Origin of the sequence: Spiribacter salilacus, assembly GCF_009649225.1 — a bacterium.
Classification (GTDB): domain Bacteria; phylum Pseudomonadota; class Gammaproteobacteria; order Nitrococcales; family Nitrococcaceae; genus Spiribacter; species Spiribacter salilacus.
In genome coordinates this window covers 31,381-54,510 of the sequence record NZ_WJPP01000003.1, presented here as the reverse complement: position 1 = coordinate 54,510, position 23,130 = coordinate 31,381, and the positions used below count along the sequence as shown (strand labels likewise).

Genomic DNA, 23,130 nt, shown 5'->3' with positions numbered 1-23,130 from the left:
GTAAAGCTGATTTTAAGAATAATTCGATAAGTAGTGCTTATCATTATAAAAAGGACAGGCATGTCTATTAAGATCCATCAGCTTCGCTACTTCCTTTTGGTTGCTGACCATCACAGCTACAGAGCCGCGGCCAGCCTGGCTGCGCGCAGCCAACCCGCAATTTCGCAGGCGGTTCATGAGTTGGAGGCATTATTAGGACAGGCACTTTTTGAGCGCGGCCGAAAAGCGGAGCTCACGCCATTTGGGCGGGAGCATTATCCGGCGATTCGGTCGCTGGTGGATCATCATGACCGCACGTTGCAGGCGCTTTTTGACAGTGCGGAGCGCAAAACAGGCCAGGTCGCTCTGGCATCGATCCCCTCGTTTGCGGGGCGCTATCTGCCGGGTATGCTGCTGCGCTTTGCGGACAGCCACCCTGAAATCTCGGTTGCGGTAGAGGATGGCACCGCGATTTATGTGCAAAGGCGTGTGTTGGACAGGCAAGTCGATTTTGGTATTGGCACCGATGCGGAGCTGAGTGATGAGTTGAGCTTTCAGCCGTTAACTGAGGATCAAATGGGTATGGTCTGCCACATCAGTCACCCATTGGCACAGCAACCAGGGGCTTGTCGCTGGGAATCATTACGACCGTACACCCTTATTACCAACGGGACTTTTCGGCAGCTACTAGATCCGGCGGCCGTCGATATCCTGCAAAGCGCAAGGTTTCATGTGCCTAATATTGTGTCATTGCTAGCGCTGGTGAGAGCCGGTTTGGGTGTCACCCTATTGCCTCAGTTAGCATTATTTGGCCAAGATGAGGCGCTTGTTTTCCGTCCACTTGAGGCACCTGCCGTGACCCGCAGCATCGGCCTGATTCATTTGCGCAACCAAACACCTCGCCCCGCTGTGCAGGCTTTAATGGACGCCGTTCGGCATCTTTAAACGAGATCGTTAGCTGACCTCACTCAATGCGTTGACTGCAACCGCGCAAATCTTAAATTCTGGGATTTTCCCGAAAGGATCTAGCGCGGGACTCGTCAGCAAATTAGCCGCTGCCTCACGAAAATGCATGGGGAGGAACAACGTGCCCGGCGCGACATCACGCGTAAGCAGGGCCTGTACTTGCACCGAACCCCGTCGAGACGCCAACTCAACCCACTCTTCATTGGCCACGCCAAGTTTGCGCGCGTCATCTGGGTGCAACTCAACGCGTGCTTTCGGTGCGATGGCATCGAGCGCTCTGGAGCGACGTGTCATGACACCCGTATGCCAATGCTCAAGCTGTCGCCCCGTGTTGAGGATGAAAGGATAGTCGTTGTCAGGCAGATCTGGCGCGGTGCCAAGCTGGGCAGGCACGAAGCGGCCGCGCCCAATGGGGAAGGTGTCCGCAAATAATAATCGTTCACCTTGAGAATCGGGGTGAGGGCAGGGATACCAACGCCCTGTTTCACCGATATTCGTATGACTTAGGTTAGCGTACAGCGGAGCGGCTTTAACAAACTCATCAAAAACCGCCGATTCATCAGGATAGTTCCAATCATGCCCCATCCGCTGTGCCAGATCGCGCAGAATATGCCAGTCCTGCCGCGCCTCGCCGGGGGGTTGGCGAACCGGCTGACTTTTTTGAACGCGGCGATCGGTGTTGGTAAATGTGCCGCATTTCTCCATAAATGCAGAGGCTGGCAAGATGACGTCTGCAAACTCAGCGGTTTCCGTAATAAACAGATCCTGAACCACCAAAAAATCCAGACTGGCGAGCGCTTCGCGCACCCGATTAATATCGGGGTCTGATAAGAACGGATTCTCGCCCATGCAGTAAAGCCCGCGGATATCACCCTCAAGTGCAGCATGGGTGATTTCGGCAGTCGTCAGACCGGGCGTATCCGGCAAATCCACACCCCATAAAGACTCAAACCGCTTGCGTACCTCAGCGTCGGCAACCGATTGATAACCCGGGTAATACATCGGAATTAGCCCGGCATCGGAGGCACCTTGCACATTATTTTGGCCTCGCAGCGGGTGCAAGCCTGTGCCAGGACGTCCGATATTGCCAGTTAATAGCGCCAATGCAATCAGGCAGCGCGCGTTGTCTGTCCCAAAAACATGCTGACTGATGCCCATGCCCCAAAAAATCATGGCACTGCGTGCCTGTCCTAATTGTCGCGCAAAGGCAATAATCTCTTCCGCCGGCACACCGCTTAAGCGCTCGCCGACCGCTGGCGGGTATTCCTCAACCATCGCTTTGAGCTCGGCAAAGCCTTCTGTTCGCGTTTCGATAAACGCCTTGTCATGCAGATCCTCGGCAATGATGACGTGCATTACCGCGTTATAAAACGCCACATCCGATCCTGGCTTGATTTGGCAATACTGGCTGCAATAATCCGCAATGCCTGGTCGGCGGACGTTCACGGCGAGCAAATCGGTGCCGGCTGCCGCGGCTTGTTTCATAAAACTCGCGGCGACGGGGTGGTTGGCGGTTGGGTTGCAGCCAGCCAAAATTGCGACTTCGGCATTTTCGATATCACGTACGACATTGGTAACGGCGCCCGAGCCAATGCCTTCAATCAGGGCATATACCGAAGAGGCATGGCAAAGCCGCGTGCAATGATCGACGTTATTCGTTCCGATGACTGTCCTCATAAATTTTTGAAATAAATAGGCCTCTTCGTTAGAGCCCTTCGCCGAACCAAAGCCGGCCATTGCATGGGGCCCCCCATTTGTACGTACGCGGGTAAAGCCCTCGGCTATTCGTTCGAGGGCCTCCTCCCAGGAGGCCTCGCGAAAATGCGGCATGACTTCGGTGTAATCAACAATCCCACCGGCTTTGCGTGGCCCGCTGCTGTCAATTTGACTGAACTGACTGAGCGGCCCGCGAGGGTAGGCAGATTCGCGTCGGATCAACGGCTTGGTTAGGCGTTGCGGGTGAGCCGCGTAATCAAAGCCATACCGGCCTTTAACACAGAGCCGCTCGGCATTAGAGGCGCCGTCACGCCCACGCGCATAGTGAATGGTGCCATCGGCGTCTACCCCATAGCTCAGCGCACAACCAACGCCGCAGTATGGACAAAGCGTGGGAACCTCGGTGATGCCCGCAAGGGCAGCAGCTGACTCGCTTGGGTTAAAAGACTTCATGAGGTTTCCCCTAGAAACTGATGAGTGAGCGCACCGGTTGGACAAACGGCAACGCACTCGCCACAAGACACACAACTGCTTTCGGCCATTGGTACATCCAGATCAAAACCGATGCGTACCGAATGCCCTTTGCCGGTGCGCGTAATGACATCGTTGTGTTGAATATCATCACAAGCCCGAACACAGCGATCGCAAAGAATGCAGGCTTGATGATCGACAGCGATAACCGGTGAGCTATCGTCCTGTCCGCGGGGTGGGTTACTGCTGCTTTTGGCATCGGGCCACGGGAAATCGCTCACCTTGAGCTCGCGTGCTAGCGCGTAAAGCGAATCGTCTCCTGTGGTGGCCTCACGCCTGCTCTGCTCGGGTTGATCTGAGAGCATCAACTCGGTGAGTATCCGACGATGGGCAGTAATTTCAGTATTTGCGGTGATCACGTTCATGCCGGCTTCGACATGCCGGACGCAAGCCGCCGGTAAGGTGCGCTCACCGACGTCAACCGCGCAAATCCGACAGACGCCAACGGGCTCTAGGCGAGGGTCATGACAAAGAACAGGGATCTCGATTCCGTAGCGGGCGGCGGCCTCCCAGATCGTGGTTCCTTCGGGGACAGTCACTTCAACCCCGTCGATGGTTAAGCTGACATCACTCATTAGTCGGCCTCCGGGGTTTGTCCGCGCAGCGGTTGAAGCGAGGGTTCATCGGGAAAGCGTTTCAGGCCATCTACTAAAGGCAGCAACGCCACTTGTCCTAAGCCGCAAATCGACGTGCGCATGAGGGTTTGGTGCAACTCAGCCAGTTCGGCATCTATCGCATTGGGCTGATGATTTAACGCGGCATCGGCTAATTCCACCCCCTTATTGGAGCCCACCCTACAGGGTACGCATTTGCCACAAGATTCGTTGCGGAAAAAACGTGCCTGTCCCAATAAAACCTCCGCCAGATTACGCCCTGTCCCAACCACAAATAAGGCGCCGGTGCCCAGCCCGCTGCCGGCTTGGCGCAGATCATCAAACGTCATCGGGGTTTGCGCGGCAGAGGCGGGTAAAAAGGGTGTGGAGGCCCCGCCAGGAGAAAACGCCAATAAGTCTCGGTTATCGGCCATGCCGCCACAATGCTCTATGGCTTCGGCTACGGTTGTGCCCCACGGCAAACAAAGCACTTGTGGGTTTTTTACATCGCCCGACACGCTCACATACTTTAGGCCGGCATGCTCGCCGATACCTTGTTCGCGCCACCAGGATGCACCGCGCGCCAGAATCGTACTGACCGCAGCAAGGGTTTCAACGTTGTTTATCAACGTTGGCCCGCCATGCAAGCCGGCAGTGGTGGGAAACGGAGGTTTATGTCGCGGTTCGCCACGCCTGTCCTCCAGCGCCTCGAGTAAAGCGGTTTCCTCACCGAGAATATAGCCACCAGGCGAGATAAACAGCTCTATATCAAAGTCATGCCCCGGGCCAATTGCATCGGACCCGAGCACACCATCGGCTCGTGCCTTGTTTAAGGCTTTGGTGATAGCCGCCCGCGCCCGCTGATATTCATGGCGTAAATAAATAATGCCTTGGCGTGCCCCGATGACCGCTGCCCCGATCAAAATGCCCTCAATTACCAAGTGCGGGGCATGCTCTAAAAGGTGCCTGTCCTTGAAAGTGCCCGGCTCACTTTCATCCGCATTGCAGATGACTGTGCGGGGTTCGCCCTGAGCGGCGCGGGTGAATTGCCATTTGCGTGCGGTTGGAAATGCCGCTCCGCCAAGACCTTGTAGGCCGGCGGCATCAATTTCGGCAATGATCTCTTCGGCCGGGCGTTTGAGCCATTGAGCGGCCGTTGAATAATGCGCCGCTGTATCGGGGTAGGGATCGGTCGGCAGATGCTCTGAAATTGAGTGCCTGTCCTTAATATCCCAAGCATCGATATCGGCATGGTCTGGTAAAGGGCCTGGGCTGTCATTCAGAGCAGCGGCAGGCGCACAGTCGCACAGGCCAAGGCAGGAGACCATTTCGATTTCAATGTCATCTCGATCGCCGAGCGCATCTTTGAGTGCTTTAACCGCGGCTTCGCCTTTTAGCCGACAAGGCCCATCGCGACAGATTTGTAGCCGATTGGGCGCGCCGGGGGTTTCCCGAAACACCGGGTAAAAGCTGCGCAGCCCCTCTAGGCGATAAAGTGGCTGTCCCCACTCTGCTGCTAAGGCCTTTAATGCCTCATCAGAAACCGCCCCTTGTGTCTGCTGGATGTGCTCAAGGGCGTTTAATAGCCGATGTTCTGCCTTGTTTTCCATATGCTCAGCATGCCACGGACCTTTAAAAGAGTCCCTCGATTTCACCCATTTCGTTAATATCTATCGCTGCTGCTGCTGGATTAGCACCGAGCCCAGGCATGGTTCGGATGTCTCCGCAAAGGGCATAAGCAAACCCGGCGCCTGCCGAAAGGCGCACTTCGCGAACCGGCATTCGCCAGCCTGTTGGCGCGCCAGACAGGCTGGCATCTGAAGACAGCGAAAGATGCGTTTTTGCCACGCAAACGGGCAGGTGCCCAAAGCCTTGCGCCGTGAAATGCGCCAATTGGCGTTTGGCTACCGCTGAGCAATCGACCCCATCAGCACCATAAACGCGCTGCGCAATGGTCTCGATCTTATCGGTCAGCGCCATTTCACTGGGGTAGAGCATTTCAAAATGGCTCGGTTCTTCAGCCGCTTCCACGACCGCTTGAGCAAGCACCGCTGCGCCGGCGCCACCGTCTTTAACGTGGGTGCAAATTTCTACACGCGCGCCCATTTCACGGGCGACCTCGGCAATCACTGCATGCTCACTGTCATAGTCGGTTGGGAAAGCATTAATCGCGACCACAACGGGTACGCCGTGCAGCCGTAAGTTCTCAATTTGCTTGCGCAGGTTGGATGCACCGATGCGCACGTCATCGGGATTTTCGGTCAGCATACTATCGGGCAACGGCTTACCAGCCACCACCCGATGTTGACCGGAATGCACTTTAAGACCCCGCACGGTAGCGACGAGCACCGCAGCATCGGGTTGCATGCCCGAGGCACGACATTTGATGTTAAAGAATCGCTCAGCACCCATGTCTGCACCAAAGCCGGCTTCGGTGACTAAATAATCGCTGCCATGAATGCCAATTTGATCGGCCACGATCGATGAGTTGCCATGTGCAATATTGCCAAATGGTCCGGCATGAATAAGCACCGGTGTGTTTTCAATCGTTTGCATCAGGTTAGGCTTCATGGCTTCTTTGAGCATGACCGCCATCGCACCAGCGCAGCCAATATCTTCTGCGGTGACAGCCTCGCCGCTAGGTGTCCAGCCCACGACTATCTGCCCCAGCCGTCGGCGCAGGTCTTCAAGTGAGTCGGCCAAAGCGAGGACAGCCATCACTTCGGAGGCCGCCGTAATATCAAATCCGGTTTCACGAGGTAGGCCATTGGCTTTGCCGCCAAGCCCGGTCACGATATGTCGCAGCCCGCGGTCGTTGATATCTACAACGCGACGCCAAGCCACCTGATTGAGATCCATGCCGCTGGCATTGCCGTGATAGAGGTGGTTGTCCACCATGGCCGATAGCAGATTGTGCGCGGCAGTCACCGCATGAATATCGCCCGTTAGATGCAAGTTAATGCGCTCCATTGGCACCACTTGGCTCCAACCGCCGCCCGCAGCGCCACCCTTAATTCCGAATGTTGGCCCCATCGAAGGTTGCCGCAACGCAACCGTTGCCGTTTTGCCAATGTGATGAAACCCCTGTGCTAAACCCACGCTGGTAGTGGTTTTTCCCTCACCAAGCGGGGTGGGGGTGATGGCGGAAACCACAATGTATTTTGCCTTTGGTCGCGATGCCTGTCCTTTAATTGCTTCAAGCGGAATTTTGCCCACATGATGGCCATACGGCTCGATGATGCCCGGCGGCAGACCCAGTCGCTCAGCGATTTCGGCGATTGGTTTGAGTTGCGCTTGGCGAGCGATCTCCAAGTCACTGGCCAGCGGGCGAGAGGTGGTGGGGAGAGGTGAGATACTGGCCATGTTTGATGCGCTCCTCGCAGTGGTTTTTGTCTTGTTATTGATTGGCCGAGTATGTGAATGCCTGTCCTTCTGTGGTTTTCCGAGAGCGGCATATATGCCGGCAGTAACGACAACTCACTGAGCTATCAACCGTTTTTGACGCCTAGGCGACAAAAAGCGTCGTTTTAAAAAAAGCGGGTGACAACGTGGGGCCAGACGATCCAGAATGCAATTAGTCAATGCCAGTAGGAGCATTTTGATGACAGATTCAGGGCTGCCCTATCGCGTCGCGTTTCTTCTGGTACCCGGATATTCCCAGCTCGCATTTTCATCGGCCATTGAGCCTTTGCGCATGGCCAATCAGCTCGCGGGCGTTGAACATTACCAGTACCACCTCATCTCTAAAGATGGCCGCCCGGTGGTTGCAAGTAATAGCGTGCGAACAGCTGTTGATCATCCTATGGGGCAAGAGCCAGCGGTTGATTTGGTGATCGTCTGCGGCGGCGTTGATATTGAGACGCAAAGTGATCGCGAGATGCTGGCCTGGCTGCGCCGACTCGCTAGACGTGGCACCGCGCTCGGTTCAGTTTGCACAGGTGGTTTTCTATTGGCGCAGGCGGGGGTGCTGGAGGGCTATCGTTGCACACTGCATTGGGAGCACATCTCAGGCATCTACGAGACGCTGCTGTTTCCGCGCACAATCTTTACCTCTGAGCTCTTTGTGATGGATCGTGACCGGCTGACCTCCTCCGGGGGCATGGCGCCACTCGACATGATGCTCAATTTGATAACGCGTCAGCATGGTATTGATCTGGCCGAGGCAATCTCTGAAGAATTTATGCATGAGCGCATTCGCGAGTTTAGCGAGCGTCAACGCATACCTCTGCGAGTGCGGCTGGGCACCAGTCAACCCAAACTGGTTGAAGTGGTCACCCTCATGGAGGCGAACATTCACGAGCCCCTCTCATTGGATGAGCTCGCATCGCATGCCAATACGTCACGACGTCAGCTCGAGCGGTTATTCAGACGTTATCTGGGCTGCACGCCAACGCGATATTATCTGGAACTCAGGTTGACTCGCGCCCGCCAGCTTTTGCTGCAAACCGATATGCCAATCACCGATATTGCAATGGCTTGTGGGTTTGTCTCGCCACCACATTTCACCAAGTGCTATCACGATCGCCACGGGCATTCCCCAAGTGCGGAGCGACGAGCGCGGCGCGAGCGGCTGACCGCCGGCCCCCCTGAAACCACCGCCGCGGTGCCAGATCACGATTTTTAAGCGCTAGCGCTAGCGCTAGCGCTGCCGCTGCCGCTGGCGCCGGGCTCCAGCCGATCGAGGCTTGCCTCAAACCAGCGCCAAAGATAATGCGCCATGCTGCGCCGAACCCAAAGCGTTATGGTGGGTGTCTGGTTAGCGTGGCCATCAGCATCCGGCTCGGCCAGCTCGGCCAGCTCGGCCGGGTCTGCCGGCTCGGCCGTTATAATCACCGAAACCTGCGCTAAGCGCGTTTGGAGGCATCGCCCCGGTGTTAGCTCCTGGGCTAGATCGAGCGAGGTGCCGGCAGCGAGCAAGTGCAAGGCCTGATCGCCGCTAATCTGCAGCTTAACTAGCCCATGCCCTACTGAAACTAGGCTACCGCGATTGGACAAAAGCCCCTCAACGTCAGCGGCCTCTGCCTCAAAGGCCTCAAGCAGCCACTCATCGGGGCTGAGCCACATCAGCCGCGCCTGCTTATTAGCTGCCACCTGATTAGGCGTGGTCGGCAGCTCTAGCCCCAGCTTTTTGCTGACGCTATCGCTAAGCCATTGTGGGTTGCCCCGTAAATTATAGGTGGGTGTCTTGGATGCAGGCTCAGCCTGAACACTCACCCCAAGATGTGTGCGCTGTGCCTCAATCACGTTGCCGGCCTCCTTCTGGGTCGTATTGCACAGGCTGAGTGATTTCTACTGGGATAACGCCTGCATCGGCATCCCAGGCATACAGTGACTCGCCATGTCGTGCTCGACCCCCGTTCACAAATCCCAGTGCAAACGCATGCCCAAGTCGTGGCGCGAAATAACTGGAGGTGACCCAGCCCTGCATAGCAACCGGTGGCTTGGCGGCGGGATCTTCGATAAGTTGCGCGCCTTCTGGCAGCACCTTTGTTGGATCTTTAGGCCGCAGCCCAACCCATTGCGGGCGATCTGGCCGTTGTAGTTCAGAACGCATCAATGAGCGCTTGCCTAAGCAATCCTTACGCGCACTGATCATGCCTTCCATGCCGAGGTCGAGAGGGCTAATTGAGCCATCCGTGTCTTGGCCAACAATAATGAAACCTTTTTCGGCACGTAAGACGTGCATTGCCTCGGTGCCATAGGGCGTTGCGCCAAACGCTTCGCCCTTGCGCATGACCATCGCCCAAAGTTCAGCGGCCTCATTGGCTGGCACGCTCACTTCAAAGCTCATCTCGCCACTAAAGCTAACGCGCTGTACGCGTGCGGGCACACCATTAACGGCGCCTGTCCTTAAACTCATAAAAGGAAACTGTTCGGTCGACAGATTGATGTCTGTCCCGATAGATTCCAGTAACTCGCGGCTTTTGGGGCCGGCTAAAGAAATCGTGCCCCAGGCATCGGTAACGGAGGTGAGGTAAACCTCAAGATCTGGCCATTCGGTTTGTAGCCACTGCTCCATCCAGCTGAGCACTCGGGCGGCACCCCCAGTGCTGGTGTACATTAAATAGTGCTGCTCACCAAGCCGCGCGGTTACGCCGTCATCCATCACCATGCCGTTTTCATCCAGCATCAGCCCATAGCGGCAACGACCAATGCCAAGCTTCTGCCAGTTGTTGGTGTAAACCCGCTCCAGCAGAGTTATCGCATCTGGCCCATGAATCTCGATTTTGCCCAGTGTGGAGTAATCGAGCACGCCAACCCCTTTTTGGGTGGCTAAGCACTCGCGGGCAACGGCGGCGTCCATGTCTTCGCCGGCCTTTGGATAATAGCGCGCGCGTTTCCACTGGCCGACATCTTCAAAAACTGCGCCAGCCTGCACGTGCCACTCATGCATGGGTGTCTGTCTAATGGGCTCAAACAGTTCACCCGTATCCGGGCCGACCAAGGCACCGAAGGTTACCGGGGTCCAGGCGGGTCGGTAGGTGGTAGTGCCGATTTCTGTTGGGTGTTTATTAATGAGCTCGCCAACAATGCCGAGGCCAATAATGTTGCCAAACTTGCCCTGATCGGTACCAAACCCAAGAATCCCATAGCGTTTGACATGCTCAATAGAGCGATAACCCTCCCGCAAGGCAAGCTCGATGTCAGTGGCCTTAACGTCGTTTTGCATATCAACAAATGCAGGGCCTTTGCCTGCCACACGCCACAACGGCTGCAGTTGTGATGGGCCTGGCTCGGCGTGACTGACCTCTGGCAGCGATAAGTCAGTGCCCGCTTTGCTACCCAGTTCTGTCGCAAACTCGCGGGCAACCTCACTGCCTTGGGTGAGTGCTGTGGCAAAATCAAATGCGCCGGCCATAGCACCAATCGCCCTTACGCCCGCGAGATCATTTTGCGGAACAAACGTGGCAAGTGCTTCATCCCACTGTAATTTACCGCTGGCATGAGAGTGTAAGTGCACGGACGGGTTCCAGCCGCCGGAGAGCGCTAGCAAATCGCAATCCATCCGTGTGAAGGTGCCATCAGTTTGCCGCACGGTGACGCCACTAATGCGCTTTTTGCCGGTGGTGTCGCAAACCTTCGCGTTGTATATCACAGTGGTCTGCTCGGGCAGCATCGCCTTGGCAGCTGTGCCCGCGCTGGCCCGTGAATCCACCACCGTGACTTGCGCGCCGGCATCTAGCAGGCAGCGTGCGGTGGCATAGGCGGAGTCGTTATTGGTAAAGACCACCGCCTGCTTGCCGGGCAAAACCGCATAGCGTTCAATGCTCTCGCGCACCGCAAAGGCCGTCATAATGCCGGGGCGATCATTATTCGGCAGCACAATGGGCCGCTCAATCGCACCGGCTGCCAAAATGAGTCGCTGGCAGCGAATTTTCCAAAACCGCTCACGAATAGGCGCATTGGGCCGCTGTTCTCTTACCCGCTCGATGGCACCTAAAAAATGATGATCGTAATGCCCAAACACTGAGGTCGACGGTAGCAGTTGAATGTTTTCTGCCGCATGCAGAGCAGCGAGTGTTTCTTCAAGCCAGGCATTGGCAGGTTGGCCATTGAGCTGGGTTCGGCTAGCCAACAAACCACCGCCCCACAGGGCTTGCTCATGCGCAAGCACAACGCGCAGGCCTGTGCCAATTAATGAAGCCGCCGCCGCAAGGCCGGCAGGCCCGCCGCCTACGATCATGACATCGCAGTGGAGGTCACGCTTTTCGTACAAATCTGGATCGGGACCATCCGGAGTGAGCCCCATGCCGGCAATTGGGCGAATGAGCTTTTCATATCGCTCCCACCATCCTTTAGGACCCATGAAGGTTTTGTAGTAAAAACCCACCGGCATGAGCTTACTGCCCAAGCTGAGCGCAGACAGCAAATCATGCTCAAGGCTTGGCCAGCCATTGATGCTGCGGGCGTTCATCCCCTCAGTGAGCATGACTTGTGTGGCGCGTTGGTCGGCCAGCGTGCTAGGCCCCTCACCAATTTGGAGCAGCGCATTGGGCTCTTCTGGCCCGCGGCCCATGATCCCGCGTGGGCGGCGCAGTTTAATGCTGCGCGTGACAAAATGAATGTTATTTGCCAATAGCGCTGAGGCCAGCGTGTCGCCGGCATAGCCCGTCAATGGCTTGCCATTGAAGGTAAAGTTCAACGGCTTGCTGCGATCAATGACCCCGCCTTGATTAAGCCGACACGTCATGACGACTCCTCATCCATTGGCCAGGTGCGACGAATGGCGTAACTAACCGTATGCCGCTCTGCTTTAAACCAACGCCGACAACCGTGGGCATGACACCATTGCTCCTCGTGCCAGCCTTTGGGGTTGCTGCGCATAAACAGATAATCGGCCCAGGCGGCATCATCCAATGCCTCTGGGTCGGTGGGTCTTTCAATGTTGGCCTCACCACCGTAGGTGAACTCGCTTTCATCGCGTGGCCCGCACCACGGGCATGTGATCATTAACATATCAATGTGCCACCGCTGCGGCACCGTGTTCATCCACAAGCGCCCCACTGTGGAAGCGCTCAAGAGAGAACGGTGCGTTAATTTCATGAGGCGTGCCGGTGGCCAGCGTGTGTGCAAACACCCAGCCAGATCCGGGCGTGGCCTTAAAGCCACCCGTGCCCCAGCCCACATTAAAAAAGAGTCCATCCACCGGCGTGCTACTGATAATGGGGCTAGCATCAGGGGCGGTATCTACAATGCCACCCCAGTGCCGAAGCATCCGCAGTCTGCTAAAGATGGGGTATAGCTCGATGAGGGCAGACAAAAAGTGTTCCATTGTCTGAAAGCTGCCTCGTTGACCATAGCCAGTATAGCTATCTACGCCGGCACCAATGACAAGCTCACCTTTATCAGACTGGCTGACATACACATGAATGGCGTTCGACATCACCACGGTGTCTAAAATGGGTTTGAGCGGCTCTGAGACCAATGCCTGCAGCGGGTGACTTTCGATGGGTAAGCGAAAGCCCGCCATCTCCGCCAGTACCCCGGCATGTCCTGCTACCACCACGCCAACGCGATCCGCTTCGATGACTCCACGCGTGGTCTCAACGCCAGTGACCTTGCCGTTGTCGCGGCGAACGCCGGTGACCTCGCAGTTTTCGATAATATCCACGCCTAAACTATCGGCGGCCCGTGCATAACCCCAGGCCACAGCATCATGCCGGGCAATGCCGGCGCGCGGCTGCCAAGAAGCCCCTAGCACTGGATAGCGAATATCGGGCGATGTGTTAATGAATGGCACCAGCCGCTTCACGCCAGCCGTATCCAAGACTTCTCCGTCTACGCCGTTGAGCTGATTGGCGTTCACTCGGCGGCGAATGTCACGCATGTCTTGTAGGTTATGCCCAAGATTCAGCACGCCACGCTGCGAGAACATCACGTTGTAGTTGATGTCCTGAGATAAGCCTTCCCACAGCTGGAGCGACTTTTCATACAGCGCCGCTGAGGCATCCCACAAATAATTGGAGCGCACAATGGTGGTGTTGCGCCCGGTGTTACCCCCGCCAATCCAGCCTTTCTCTAACACGGCCACATCACGAATGCCGTGAACTTTGGCAAGGTAATACGCCGTGGCGAGGCCATGGCCACCACCACCCACAATGATGACTTTATACCGCGGCTTGGGTGTGGCTTCGCGCCAGGCGGGCTTCCAACCACGATGGCCACCGAGAGCGTGTCGCGCCAAATTAAAAATTGAATAGTTCTGCATACCTTGCACGTTAGTCGAGGGCGGTCAGGGGGTTATTGTCAAGACGACCTCAACTTATCTCCTCACGACAGTCTGCCGCGAGTTGACGCTCCAGCACAATTTGCCGTCGCTTACAGTCGCCTTCATTAGGGCAAGTCCGGCTAGCCTGCAGTAATGGTCATCACGGTAAGGAGCAAGGTCAGATGACACTAGCAGCGCCACGCTACGAGCTAATTCCCATTCGCGGCATGCTGGAGGAAGCAGAGCGACTGCCGGCAGGCGCCACGATTACGGTGACTTGCTCGCCCAAGCATGGCATTGAGCGCACGCTTGAGGCGAGCGTTGAGCTGGCCAAGCGCGGGTATGTTGCGATTCCGCATATCGCCTCACGGCTAGTTCGCGATGAATCTCATCTTGAATTGATACTGCAAACCTTAGCGCAGCATTCACTTAACGAGGTGTTTGTGGTGGGTGGTGATGCGCCCGCACCGGTGGGTGTTTTTAACGGGGCGGTTCCTTTGCTAGAGGCGATGGCGGCAAGCCCACTGCGGCCGGCCCGCATTGGTGTAACGGGTTACCCCGAGGGGCATGCCGAGATTAGCAATGACGCCTTAGAGGCCGCGTTAATTGCCAAACGGCCTTACGCCGATTATTTGGTCACTCAGCTGTGTTTTGACTCTGCACCCATCCTGCAATGGTTAACGGACATCCACCAAAGGGGCATCGGTTTACCCGCGTGGATTGGTTTGCCTGGGGTGATGGACCCACGGCGTTTATTGAGCATTTCGTTAAAGATTGGTATTGGCAGTTCTTTGCGAGTGTTAAAGCGCAATCAGGGCATTACCCGACAGCTGTGGAATGGCGCGTATGCGCCAGATCATTTGATCGATCCGTTGCTCGATGCGCTGGTTGAGCCGGGTGCCCCACCGGTGTGCGGCTTCCACCTGAATACCTTTAACCATGTGGCGCCTTTGTTAGATTGGCAGGCAAACCGATTAGCTGAAACTGCCTGAATACCGCGTTTTTGGGGTTGCAGGCTGCGCGGGATAGTGGTCGAATCGCCGCATGGAACATCTTGAACTTTTGCAACAACTTCAAACCTTGGCGATCGGGTTTTCGATCGATCTCGCCATTGCCATTGTCATTCTCATTGTTGGGCGGTGGTTATCACGGCTAGGCCGTAAGCTCACCACCCGTGGGATGGAGCGTCTAGGGGCTGACCCTCTGGTGGTTCGTTTTGCCGGTTCCGTTGTGGGAATTTTAGTGCTGGTGGCTGCGCTGCTGGCAGCAATCAATCAGCTTGGTGTTCAAACCACTTCTTTACTGGCCATCCTGGGTGCTGCCGGCTTGGCAGTGGGGCTTGCGCTGCAGGGGTCTTTGTCAAACTTTGCAGCCGGCGTGTTGTTGCTTAGTCTTCGCCCCTATCGCATGGGCGATTACATCGAGGGCGCGGGTGTTTCAGGCACGGTCGATGAGTTGCAGTTGTTTACGACGGTTTTAAACACGCCTGATAATCGGCGCATCATCATTCCAAATAGCCAAATGATGAATGGCACCATCATTAATTACTCAGCGCACCCAACGCGGCGTGTCGATTTAACCGTTAGCGTGGGTTATGACGCACCGGCAGAGGAAGTTAGTCGAGTGCTTAATGATTACATTAAGAGCGACAAGCGGATTCTTGCTGACCCGGAACCTTTCGTGCGCATGAGCGCTCATGGAGACTCAGCCGTCGAGTGGACGTTGCGGGTGTGGGTCAAAACCGATGATCAGTGGCCGGTTTACTGGGACTTGGTAGAAGGCACGAAGCGTTGTTTGGATGACGCAGGTATCGCCATTCCTTATCCGCAGCGCGATGTGCATGTTTATCAGCACAAAGCTGACTGAGCTGCTTTAACGATGGATTCGCTATCCACGCCGAAATAGGCGCGCAGCGCTTCGCGACTATCTGATCGACCAAAATCATCGGTGCCTAGCACGGTAAAAGTAGCGTCTAAATACGGCGCCATGCGGGCAGGCCAAGCCGACACATAATCGCTGGCAGCAACAATCGGAATATCGCCGCTCAGGCAGTTGCTGATGCGGCTTTTTTCGGGTGTGCCGGCTTTGCGGCAGGCCTGAGCGTCACGCTCAACTTCGCTATAGCTTGTTGCGCTCCAGACTTCTGCGGCAATTCCCATTGCCGCAAGCTTTTCGGCGGCTTTAATCACCTCAAGTAAAATGGTGCCAGAGCCAATTAGGCGAACTTGTGGTTTGCTTTTGCCAGTTGTTGTTTTGCGATAGCAGTAAAGGCCGCTCAATATATCTTCAGGTTGCACATGATCGGGCAATGCGGGCTGCGGGTAGGCTTCGTTCATCACGGTGAGATAGTAAAAGACATCGCGCTGCTCGATCAGCATTTCACGCATGCCCCGATCCATGATTGTGGCAACCTCATAAGCAAACGCAGGGTCCCAGCTTCGGCAATTGGGGATGGTTGCCATGAATACATGGCTGCTGCCGTCTTGGTGCTGCAGTCCTTCCCCATTTAGGGTGGTGCGCCCAGCGGTTGCCCCGAGTAAAAAGCCCCGCGCACGTTGTTCTGCTGCTGCCCATATTAAGTCGCCAATGCGCTGAAAGCCGAACATCGAATAATAGATGTACATGGGCAGCATTGCCGTGCCATGGGCGCTATAGGCCGTGCCCGCCGCAATCCAAGAGGCCATCGCGCCGGCTTCTGAAATGCCTTCTTCAAGCAGCTGCCCTTGCGCATCTTCACGATAGGTCAGCATGGAGTCAGCGTCTTGCGGCTGGTATTGCTGCCCTTGTGGGTTATAGATGCCGATTTGACGAAACAGGTTGGCAATCCCAAATGTGCGTGCTTCGTCTGCAACGATGGGCACGATGCGCGGGCCAAGTTCGTTATCGCGCAGCAGGCCGCTTAGCAGTCGCGCCCATACCATGGTGGTGGAAAGCGCGCGTTCGGTTGCTTGCAGAGCAAATGCGCCATATTTCTCCAGCGGTGGAATGGCAATCGGTTCAGCGGTTTGCTGGCGTGCGGGCAAGTATCCGCCTAATTGCTCACGGCGATGGTGCAGATACTGCATCTCGGGGCTGTCAGCGGGTGGGCGGTAGAACTGCAGCGCTTTCACCGCGTCATCATCAAGCGGTAGGTTAAAGCGATCGCGAAATGCCAGCAGGGCTTCTTCGTCCAGTTTTTTTTGCTGATGACTGGTCATGGTGCCTTGGCCCCAATGCCCCATGCCGTAGCCTTTTTTGGTTTTTGCCAAGATTACGGTGGGCCGGCCATTGCGTTGCATCGACTGCAGGTAAGCGGCGCTGATTTTAATTGGGTCATGACCGCCGCGGCGAAGCCGGTCGATTTGGTCGTCCGTCATATGCGCAACCAGTGCCTGCAAGCGTGGGTCTCTGGCAAAAAAGTGCTCGCGATTAAATTGCCCATCGGTGGCAGCAAGCGTTTGAAAATCGCCATCCAGCGTTTTATCCAGGTACTCGGTGAGAACGCCCTCATTATCGCGGGCAAAAAGGGCATCCCAATCAGAACCCCATAGCACCTTAATCACATTCCAGCCGGCGCCACGAAATAGCCCCTCAAGCTCTTGAATGATTTTGCCATTGCCGCGCACCGGCCCATCCAGTCGCTGCAAATTACAATTAATAACAAACGTGAGGTTATCCAGCCCCTCACGCGCCGCAAGCCCAAGCGCACCCAAGCTTTCAGGCTCATCCATCTCACCATCGCCGAAGATGCCCCAAACATGCCTGTCCCCACTATTTGCTTTATCACCCGCTAGCCCTCGGGCTGCCAAATAGCGCATAAATCGGGCTTGATAGACCGCTTGTAAGGGGCCAAGCCCCATTGAGCCGGTGGGGAATTGCCAAAAATCCGGCATGAGCCAGGGGTGTGGATAAGAGGACAGCCCCCCACCGTTAACTTCGCGACGGTAGTGATCAAGCTGAGACTCGCTAAGGCGCCCTTCTAAAAAAGCGCGCGCATAAACGCCGGGGGCTGAATGCGGTTGCAGGAATACCAAATCCCCCGGGCCGTCGTTAATGCTGGCACGAAAGCAATGGTTAAAGCCGACCTCAAACAGATCGGCGGCCGAGGCATAGCTGGCGATATGTCCGCCTAAGCTTGGGTCTTGGCGATTTGCCCGAACCACCATCGCCAGCGCATTCCAGCGAATAATGGCGCTAAGGCGTTCTTCGATAGTGATGTCGCCCGTAAAAGGCGGCTGGTCCTGAGGGTTGATCGTGTTGCGGTATGGGGTGGTTAACGGCAACCCTGGGTCAACACCCATCCGCCCGGCAGCGCCGACTAGCGCCTCAATTAAATGCCTGGCCCGCGACCCTCCATCGGCCGCCACAACAGCCTCGAGCGCCTCCACCCACTCCTGCGTTTCGGTGGGGTCGAGATCGGAGTCAAAAAAGTGCCTGTCCTCATTAATCATCCCCCTAGCGTAGGCCATCTCATCTGGCATATGCTTCTTATTTAGAGGGTGAAGTGAGGTTTTAACAGAATATTATGCTGAAATTTAACCTTGATAAGGCAGATATACGTATTTTAAACGAGTTACAGGATAATTCTCGCATTACGAATGTAGAGCTGGCCAAGCGGGTTAACCTAACGCCTTCACCTTGTTTGAGTCGTGTGCGCGCGCTTGAAGAGTCGGGAGTTATCGATCGTTACACCGCCGTGCTTTCGCCAGAGGCGCTGGGTTTGAATGTGAATGTGTTTATTCATGTGAGCCTTGATCGGCAGGTGCGTAACGCCTTAGAAGATTTTGAATCGTCGGTTCGCGCCCTGCCCGAGGTGATGGAGTGTTATCTGATGACCGGTCAGTCAGATTATTTGTTGCGCGTGCTAGTGGCCGATGTCAATGCGTTGGAGCGACTGATCGTTGATCGGCTAGCGAAGATTGAGGGAGTGGCCAATATTCAATCGAGCTTGGCGCTCAAGGTGATTAAATCTGGAGCGCGGCTGCCCATTGCGCCGTCAGAGGCTCAGCCAACCAAGCGCTAACCGACGGCGCGGGCGGCGGCCCATTGCACAGCCACTGCTTGAGTCGATCGGCCAGCGCGGCATCGTCCCTAGCGGGGTAGAGGCAATGCGCAGGATACTGGCTTGGGTAAACCAAATGATCCGGCGCCAGCGGGGTTGCCCCGGCACTAACCGCCTCAAGCATGGCTAGCCCCTGAAATTCGTGCTCTGCAGTGCTAATGACAATGCCTGCGCGTTGCAGCAGCGCAACATACTCAGCTCTTGGCAGCCGTTCATTGGCAACAATGCACTCCCCTAGTCGTGCTTCGATGGACTCAAGTGCGGGCGGCTTGGCTTTTGGGCGTGGCCCCAGCAGGGCAAGCCTAAATTCAACGCCCTGATCAGCCAAGGCGAATAACGCCTTTGCAAACCGCTCTGGTGCTTTGTCGTGCTCCCACCGGTGGTTCCACACAATGAGTTTCTGATCACGGGGTTGCGCGCCATCGGCTGGCCGTAAGTTTTCGATTGGAACAGGTATAACGGAGCAGCGCGCAGCAAGACGTGCCGGGATACCTGTTGGCACTTCGTCAGGAAAACGAGCCAGTAATTGCTCAACGCCATCTAAATAGCTTTGCTGATTCCATGCAGAGTTAAATAGCAGTCGATCGGCCGCAAGCCCCGCGTAAAGCTGAATCATTTGCGGCTCGATGGAGCCCTGTTGTTGGGCGGTTTGCGGATAGGCAAATTGATTTTCATGAAAATAGAGCAGGGTAGGGAGTTGCGCTAAAGATGGGCAGAGCCCGCGAAGCGTTGCTAGATCCACCATCGACGTGGCTAGCACTTGATCAGCACCGTCTACGGCACTGTCAATCTGATCAAGCCAAGAAAGCGGATTGCCTCGAATGCGCCAATTAAACCAACGTCCGGGTAGCTCAAGTACCTCCCAGTGTCGGTCAGTTAGCGCCTGCTGAAGCCAGTCGGCCCACCAAGCATGACTGTCCGCTCGATAAGCTGAGAGTAGCAATGTGCGCGGCAAAGTGGTCATGCGAGTCTTTCCTACGAGTCTTCCCTTGATGCGTTCAACCGGCTAATCTCGAGTAAAACAACAAAGTACAAAAGGAGCGAGCCATGAAGCGTCGGTCTTTTGTAAAGGCATGCGGTGCGGGTGTTAGCTGTGCCGCTTTAGCGGCGAGTCTACCGCATGCTTTGTCCGAAGCGGCAGCAACGCTGCGTCGCTATCCGCGTGTTCAACTGATGAACGATAACGGTCAGCCCCTCAAGGCCAGTGCGCTGAGCGCCGGTAAACAATGGGTTTTTGCCTATCCATTTAAGGCAACTCCGGCATTTTTAATTAATTTGAATACGCCAGTTGAGCCGGTAGACGGCCTAATAACAGAGGCTGGCGAGCCCTATCAGTGGCCAGGCGGCGTAGGGCCGGGGCAAACGGTCGTGGCTTATTCGGCGATATGCGCGCACAAATTGGCACATCCCACCCCCTCGCTAAGCTACATCAGCTATCGTCCGGCCCGCGATGGTGAAAATCACTCGGCTGGATTGATCACTTGTTGTGCGGAAAACAGCCGTTACGACCCCGCGCGTGGCGCTGCGGTTATCAATGGCCCAGCTCGGCAGCCATTGGCCACTATTTTGCTTGAGCATAATCCTGAAGACGACTCGCTCTTTGCGATCGGTACGGTCGGTGGTGAGGTGTTTAATCGCTTCTTTGATGAGTTCTCGCCACGCCTGCAGCTGGAATACCCTAATGGGGATGCGATGACGCTTGCTGACACGCAGGCAGTTGCGACCCCCCTAGAAGCTTACTGCGACAACGTCATGGGTTGCTGATAGGCGCGTAGCTGCTCGATAAACCAAGTATCATCAAGCGTGGCGGCAATTTTTAAAGCCGTGTTACCACTAAAATCTTCAGCATCAACCGGCACGCCAGCCTCCAGTAAGCGTGTGGTAATGGCTTTTTTCTGTCCATCAACCGCGCGCATCAGCAACGTCCATCCGTACACATCTCTGGCCATTGGATCAGCGCCTGCGCTTAGCAGTGCATCCAAAACATCACTATGCCCTTTCACCGTAGCAAGTAATAAGGGCGACCAGCCGTGACGAATTTGTAAATTAGGATCTGCCCCGGCTTGGAGCAAAATTTTGAGTGCGGCATGCTGACCTTCGACAGCTGCATACATGAGCGCCGTGCCGTCTTTTCGATTAGGACGATCCACCGCGGCCCCAGCCGCAAGCAGCGCATGGATCATCTCCTCTTCCCCCGCTTCCGCAGCCCACATTAATGCGGTTTTGCCCGCAAACTCTCCGCTTTGTGTGGCCGCTTCGGCAGAAGCGCCGCTGTCTAGCAAGGTGTTGACTTCGGTCAGATTGCCGGCGCGGATTGCCTGTATGAGCGGTGTAGACGTTTCTGCCGCAATTTGGCTAGCCGTTGCGGCAAACAACGCCAAAAATAAAGTTAAAGCGCGTAAAATGGAGGAATACATCGGATATTTCTCGGTCCGCGAGTACTTTCGTTGTTGTCTATCATCAGTATGCCAAGTCAGGGTAGAGGAACAAATGGTTGTGTATGTGAATGGTGAGCAGCATGCGCTCCCCAAGCCAATGACGATTACTGAACTACTCGACCAGCTTCAGATTAAGCCTGGGCGTATTGCGGTTGCAATTAACCGCCAAGTGGTGCCGCGCAGTGAGTACGCGCAACAAACCGTTCAGGCAGATGACCAAGTCGATATTGTCCAAGCCGTCGGTGGCGGCTAGGCGGCGGCTAGGCGGCTGTCACCAAATTTGTTTTAGGAGTTTTTATATGACCACGCAGTCCGTTGCCCCGGATGATCCTATTGTTATTGCCGGCCGTGCTTATCAGTCTCGCCTGCTTGTTGGCACAGGGCGATATCGCGATCTTGACCAAGCCCGCGAATCTATTATTGCCAGCCAGGCCGATATTGTGACGGTCGCCATTCGGCGTTTAAGTACCGTTGCGGAGGGCAGCGATTTACTGCCAATGCTCGAGTCGCTTGGGGTGACTGTCCTCCCCAACACGGCAGGCTGCTTTAGCGTAGAAGACGCCGTTTATACCTGTCAGCTTGCGCGGGATCTTTTAGAGGGACAGGCACTTTGCAAACTCGAAGTTTTTGCCGATGACAGCCTTTATCCGGATGTGCGTGCCACGGTGGCGGCGGCTGAGGCGCTGGTTGCTGATGGCTTTGAGGTCATGGCATACACCAGTGACGACCCGTTAATCGCTCGCGAGCTTGAGGCCATTGGTTGTGTGGCCGTGATGCCGCTGGCAGCACCCATCGGCTCGGGTTTGGGCATTTGTAATCCGGCGGCTATCCGGCGAATTGTTGAGTCGTTAGAAGTGCCTGTCCTCGTAGATGCCGGCGTTGGCACGGCTTCAGACGCCGCGTTAGCTATGGAGTTAGGGTGCGATGCGGTGCTGCTGAACACCGCGATTGCGTATGCCGGTAATCCGCCGTTAATGGCCAGTGCGATGCGGCATGCAATTATTGCCGGCCGCCAGGCGGCGCTATCCGGGCGCATGCCAAAACGCGAGCTGGGTATGCCCTCATCACCAACGCAGGGGACGGTTGGCTAAAATGAACGAGCTTGATTTAACGCCTTGTTTGACTGGGGCTCTCCCCAAATAAGCGGAAATAATCAATCGCAAACTGCCCGGCATGTGAAAAACCTAATTCTGCGGCGATGATCTGGATAGTTGTTTTGTGAGTGCTGGTTTTTATTTTTTGACGAGCGGCATGCAGTCTTAGGATACGAGCATGAGTAATGGGTGATCGGCCCAGTAATTCATGGAACGCATAAAATAAAAGACGACGGCTGGAATACGTACCCTCACAGAGCTCTGTGACACTAGGTGGCTGATGTAGACGGCTACGAATTAAGTCTTCGGCTTGAGAGACAATTCGTCGGCGATTGGCAAGTGACGATCGAAGGGGCCGAGGAGCCCCGCCTGATAGTGCTGTAGCGATAATGTAGCCAGCAAGATTCTGGTCACTGTTCTCACGTCCGGCCCATGGCGATGTTCGCTCAGATAGTAGTTGCGTTAACAGTTGATCAAGTTGCTGTGATGCCGATGGTGCTTTTTGACGAGCCCAGTGCTGCATTACAGACTCGGGCGTCATGGCATGTTCAGAACCAATAATTCGCTCTGCCAATGGGACTGAGATAGAAACCGCTTGCTGATGATGCCCACCATGGGTTTGCTGAAAAATTTCGCCGCCAGGGTTAAGAAATAAAAGATCGCCGTTTTCTAGTGCCTGTCCACGATAACGCCCATGGGCTGAGCGGCTCGTAATTGGTGTAAGGGTCCAAAAAGCGGTAGAGCGCTGACCTGATAGGACCATGGCCCGATTGCCTGAACCACCATAAATAAAGCAATCTCCGATGGTTGCTGAGTGGATGGAAAACGTTCCCCGCCCTGACTCGGATTGGGTAACTTCAACATTGACGACCGCCTTTAATGCGGCTTCAAGTTCCTCAACCGAGGTTAAACGGGTTGGCGGGTGATACAAGGCACAGCTCCGCGCGGTCGCGATGCCTCATAACGATACGTTAACGCGTGTGGAAGTCATTACCCGAAATCCTGCACTTTTTTGACTACGTTTAGCGAACATTGTTGGCTACCCTTGGGGCGATTTTTAACC

The 23,130-nt window shown here is 55.6% G+C and carries 20 protein-coding genes; 8 read left to right on the top strand and 12 right to left on the bottom strand.

Annotated features, from left to right (window positions below; translation table 11 throughout):
• Positions 1-60: 60 nt before the first annotated feature.
• A complete protein-coding gene (locus GH984_RS05795; protein ID WP_153719279.1) occupies positions 61-924 on the top strand; it encodes a LysR family transcriptional regulator in 864 nt (287 codons plus the stop codon).
• Positions 925-933: 9 nt separating this feature from the next.
• Here GH984_RS05795 and fdhF read toward each other — a convergent pair whose 3' ends face one another.
• The 4 genes from fdhF to GH984_RS05780 are packed head-to-tail and all read right to left on the bottom strand — an operon-like array spanning position 934 to position 7,148.
• Positions 934-3,114 carry a formate dehydrogenase subunit alpha gene (gene fdhF, locus GH984_RS05790; RefSeq protein WP_216643628.1) on the bottom strand — a complete coding sequence of 727 codons (2,181 nt, stop codon included), beginning with the start codon at positions 3,112-3,114 and terminating at the stop codon, positions 934-936.
• Positions 3,111-3,767 carry a 2Fe-2S iron-sulfur cluster-binding protein gene (locus tag GH984_RS10810; protein WP_216643627.1) on the bottom strand — a complete coding sequence of 219 codons (657 nt, stop codon included), beginning with the start codon at positions 3,765-3,767 and terminating at the stop codon, positions 3,111-3,113. Before GH984_RS10810 ends, fdhF begins: the two co-directional genes overlap by 4 nt.
• A complete protein-coding gene (locus GH984_RS05785) occupies positions 3,767-5,395 on the bottom strand; it encodes an NADH-ubiquinone oxidoreductase-F iron-sulfur binding region domain-containing protein (protein WP_153719278.1) in 1,629 nt (542 codons plus the stop codon). The genes GH984_RS10810 and GH984_RS05785 overlap by 1 nt, the downstream gene beginning before the upstream one ends.
• Positions 5,396-5,417: 22 nt before the next feature.
• On the bottom strand, positions 5,418-7,148 hold the full coding sequence (locus tag GH984_RS05780; protein ID WP_153719277.1) for a formate--tetrahydrofolate ligase: 1,731 nt from the start codon (positions 7,146-7,148) through the stop codon (positions 5,418-5,420).
• Between the two features lie 238 nt (positions 7,149-7,386).
• Between GH984_RS05780 and GH984_RS05775 the strand changes: the two genes are divergently transcribed.
• Complete coding sequence (locus tag GH984_RS05775) at positions 7,387-8,409, top strand: GlxA family transcriptional regulator (RefSeq protein WP_153719276.1); 1,023 nt, start codon at positions 7,387-7,389, stop codon at positions 8,407-8,409.
• Here GH984_RS05775 and GH984_RS05770 read toward each other — a convergent pair.
• From GH984_RS05770 to GH984_RS05755, 4 genes are read right to left on the bottom strand one after another with little or no spacing between them, the layout of a single operon-like run.
• Positions 8,406-9,029 carry a sarcosine oxidase subunit gamma gene (locus GH984_RS05770; RefSeq protein WP_172973184.1) on the bottom strand — a complete coding sequence of 208 codons (624 nt, stop codon included), beginning with the start codon at positions 9,027-9,029 and terminating at the stop codon, positions 8,406-8,408. The genes GH984_RS05775 and GH984_RS05770 overlap by 4 nt on opposite strands.
• A complete protein-coding gene (locus GH984_RS05765; RefSeq protein ID WP_153719274.1) occupies positions 9,022-11,976 on the bottom strand; it encodes a sarcosine oxidase subunit alpha family protein in 2,955 nt (984 codons plus the stop codon). Before GH984_RS05765 ends, GH984_RS05770 begins: the two co-directional genes overlap by 8 nt.
• On the bottom strand, positions 11,973-12,242 hold the full coding sequence (locus GH984_RS05760) for a sarcosine oxidase subunit delta (protein WP_153719273.1): 270 nt from the start codon (positions 12,240-12,242) through the stop codon (positions 11,973-11,975). The genes GH984_RS05765 and GH984_RS05760 overlap by 4 nt, the downstream gene beginning before the upstream one ends.
• 1 nt (position 12,243) lies before the next feature.
• Entirely contained in the window at positions 12,244-13,494 is a 1,251-nt protein-coding gene (locus GH984_RS05755) for a sarcosine oxidase subunit beta family protein (RefSeq protein ID WP_153719272.1), read from the bottom strand.
• A gap of 182 nt (positions 13,495-13,676) precedes the next feature.
• On the opposite strand from GH984_RS05755, the gene GH984_RS05750 reads away from it, so the two are divergent.
• On the top strand, positions 13,677-14,486 hold the full coding sequence (locus tag GH984_RS05750; protein WP_153719271.1) for a methylenetetrahydrofolate reductase: 810 nt from the start codon (positions 13,677-13,679) through the stop codon (positions 14,484-14,486).
• 52 nt (positions 14,487-14,538) lie between these two features.
• Entirely contained in the window at positions 14,539-15,360 is an 822-nt protein-coding gene (locus tag GH984_RS05745) for a mechanosensitive ion channel family protein (protein WP_153719270.1), read from the top strand.
• Here the strand turns inward: GH984_RS05745 and aceE are convergent.
• On the bottom strand, positions 15,342-17,942 hold the full coding sequence (gene aceE, locus GH984_RS05740) for a pyruvate dehydrogenase (acetyl-transferring), homodimeric type (RefSeq protein ID WP_253939146.1): 2,601 nt from the start codon (positions 17,940-17,942) through the stop codon (positions 15,342-15,344). The two genes, GH984_RS05745 and aceE, sit on opposite strands and share 19 nt — an antisense overlap.
• Before the next feature lie 56 nt (positions 17,943-17,998).
• Between aceE and GH984_RS05735 the strand changes: the two genes are divergently transcribed.
• Complete coding sequence (locus GH984_RS05735; protein WP_153719268.1) at positions 17,999-18,496, top strand: Lrp/AsnC family transcriptional regulator; 498 nt, start codon at positions 17,999-18,001, stop codon at positions 18,494-18,496.
• Here the strand turns inward: GH984_RS05735 and GH984_RS05730 are convergent.
• Positions 18,438-19,499 carry a tRNA-queuosine alpha-mannosyltransferase domain-containing protein gene (locus tag GH984_RS05730; RefSeq protein ID WP_153719267.1) on the bottom strand — a complete coding sequence of 354 codons (1,062 nt, stop codon included), beginning with the start codon at positions 19,497-19,499 and terminating at the stop codon, positions 18,438-18,440. The genes GH984_RS05735 and GH984_RS05730 overlap by 59 nt on opposite strands.
• 83 nt (positions 19,500-19,582) lie before the next feature.
• On the opposite strand from GH984_RS05730, the gene GH984_RS05725 reads away from it, so the two are divergent.
• Positions 19,583-20,299 carry a twin-arginine translocation signal domain-containing protein gene (locus tag GH984_RS05725; RefSeq protein ID WP_153719266.1) on the top strand — a complete coding sequence of 239 codons (717 nt, stop codon included), beginning with the start codon at positions 19,583-19,585 and terminating at the stop codon, positions 20,297-20,299.
• Here GH984_RS05725 and GH984_RS05720 read toward each other — a convergent pair.
• Positions 20,272-20,952 carry an ankyrin repeat domain-containing protein gene (locus tag GH984_RS05720; RefSeq protein WP_153719265.1) on the bottom strand — a complete coding sequence of 227 codons (681 nt, stop codon included), beginning with the start codon at positions 20,950-20,952 and terminating at the stop codon, positions 20,272-20,274. The genes GH984_RS05725 and GH984_RS05720 overlap by 28 nt on opposite strands.
• 73 nt (positions 20,953-21,025) lie before the next feature.
• Here GH984_RS05720 and thiS point away from each other — a divergent pair, with 73 nt between their 5' ends.
• Entirely contained in the window at positions 21,026-21,226 is a 201-nt protein-coding gene (thiS, locus tag GH984_RS10775; RefSeq protein ID WP_172973183.1) for a sulfur carrier protein ThiS, read from the top strand.
• Positions 21,227-21,272: 46 nt separating this feature from the next.
• A complete protein-coding gene (locus GH984_RS05710) occupies positions 21,273-22,064 on the top strand; it encodes a thiazole synthase (RefSeq protein WP_153719263.1) in 792 nt (263 codons plus the stop codon).
• Between the two features lie 16 nt (positions 22,065-22,080).
• On the opposite strand, the gene GH984_RS05705 is transcribed toward GH984_RS05710, so the two are convergent.
• Positions 22,081-22,998, bottom strand: coding sequence for a helix-turn-helix domain-containing protein (locus tag GH984_RS05705; protein ID WP_153719262.1), 918 nt, complete (start codon positions 22,996-22,998; stop codon positions 22,081-22,083).
• Positions 22,999-23,130 lie beyond the last annotated feature (132 nt).

Excerpts from the sequence above, each read along its gene's own strand:
- GH984_RS05795 (WP_153719279.1), top strand. The coding sequence starts at position 61 with ATGTCTATTAAGATCCATCAGCTTCGCTACTTCCTTTTGGTTGCTGAC.
- fdhF (WP_216643628.1), bottom strand. The coding sequence starts at position 3,114 with ATGAAGTCTTTTAACCCAAGCGAGTCAGCTGCTGCCCTTGCGGGCATC.
- GH984_RS10810 (WP_216643627.1), bottom strand. The coding sequence starts at position 3,767 with ATGAGTGATGTCAGCTTAACCATCGACGGGGTTGAAGTGACTGTCCCC.
- GH984_RS05785 (WP_153719278.1), bottom strand. The coding sequence starts at position 5,395 with ATGGAAAACAAGGCAGAACATCGGCTATTAAACGCCCTTGAGCACATC.
- GH984_RS05780 (WP_153719277.1), bottom strand. The coding sequence starts at position 7,148 with ATGGCCAGTATCTCACCTCTCCCCACCACCTCTCGCCCGCTGGCCAGT.
- GH984_RS05775 (WP_153719276.1), top strand. The coding sequence starts at position 7,387 with ATGACAGATTCAGGGCTGCCCTATCGCGTCGCGTTTCTTCTGGTACCC.
- GH984_RS05765 (WP_153719274.1), bottom strand. The coding sequence starts at position 11,976 with ATGACGTGTCGGCTTAATCAAGGCGGGGTCATTGATCGCAGCAAGCCG.
- GH984_RS05760 (WP_153719273.1), bottom strand. The coding sequence starts at position 12,242 with ATGTTAATGATCACATGCCCGTGGTGCGGGCCACGCGATGAAAGCGAG.
- GH984_RS05755 (WP_153719272.1), bottom strand. The coding sequence starts at position 13,494 with ATGCAGAACTATTCAATTTTTAATTTGGCGCGACACGCTCTCGGTGGC.
- GH984_RS05750 (WP_153719271.1), top strand. The coding sequence starts at position 13,677 with ATGACACTAGCAGCGCCACGCTACGAGCTAATTCCCATTCGCGGCATG.
- GH984_RS05745 (WP_153719270.1), top strand. The coding sequence starts at position 14,539 with ATGGAACATCTTGAACTTTTGCAACAACTTCAAACCTTGGCGATCGGG.
- aceE (WP_253939146.1), bottom strand. The coding sequence starts at position 17,942 with ATGGCCTACGCTAGGGGGATGATTAATGAGGACAGGCACTTTTTTGAC.
- GH984_RS05735 (WP_153719268.1), top strand. The coding sequence starts at position 17,999 with ATGCTGAAATTTAACCTTGATAAGGCAGATATACGTATTTTAAACGAG.
- GH984_RS05730 (WP_153719267.1), bottom strand. The coding sequence starts at position 19,499 with ATGACCACTTTGCCGCGCACATTGCTACTCTCAGCTTATCGAGCGGAC.
- GH984_RS05725 (WP_153719266.1), top strand. The coding sequence starts at position 19,583 with ATGAAGCGTCGGTCTTTTGTAAAGGCATGCGGTGCGGGTGTTAGCTGT.
- GH984_RS05720 (WP_153719265.1), bottom strand. The coding sequence starts at position 20,952 with ATGTATTCCTCCATTTTACGCGCTTTAACTTTATTTTTGGCGTTGTTT.
- thiS (WP_172973183.1), top strand. The coding sequence starts at position 21,026 with ATGGTTGTGTATGTGAATGGTGAGCAGCATGCGCTCCCCAAGCCAATG.
- GH984_RS05710 (WP_153719263.1), top strand. The coding sequence starts at position 21,273 with ATGACCACGCAGTCCGTTGCCCCGGATGATCCTATTGTTATTGCCGGC.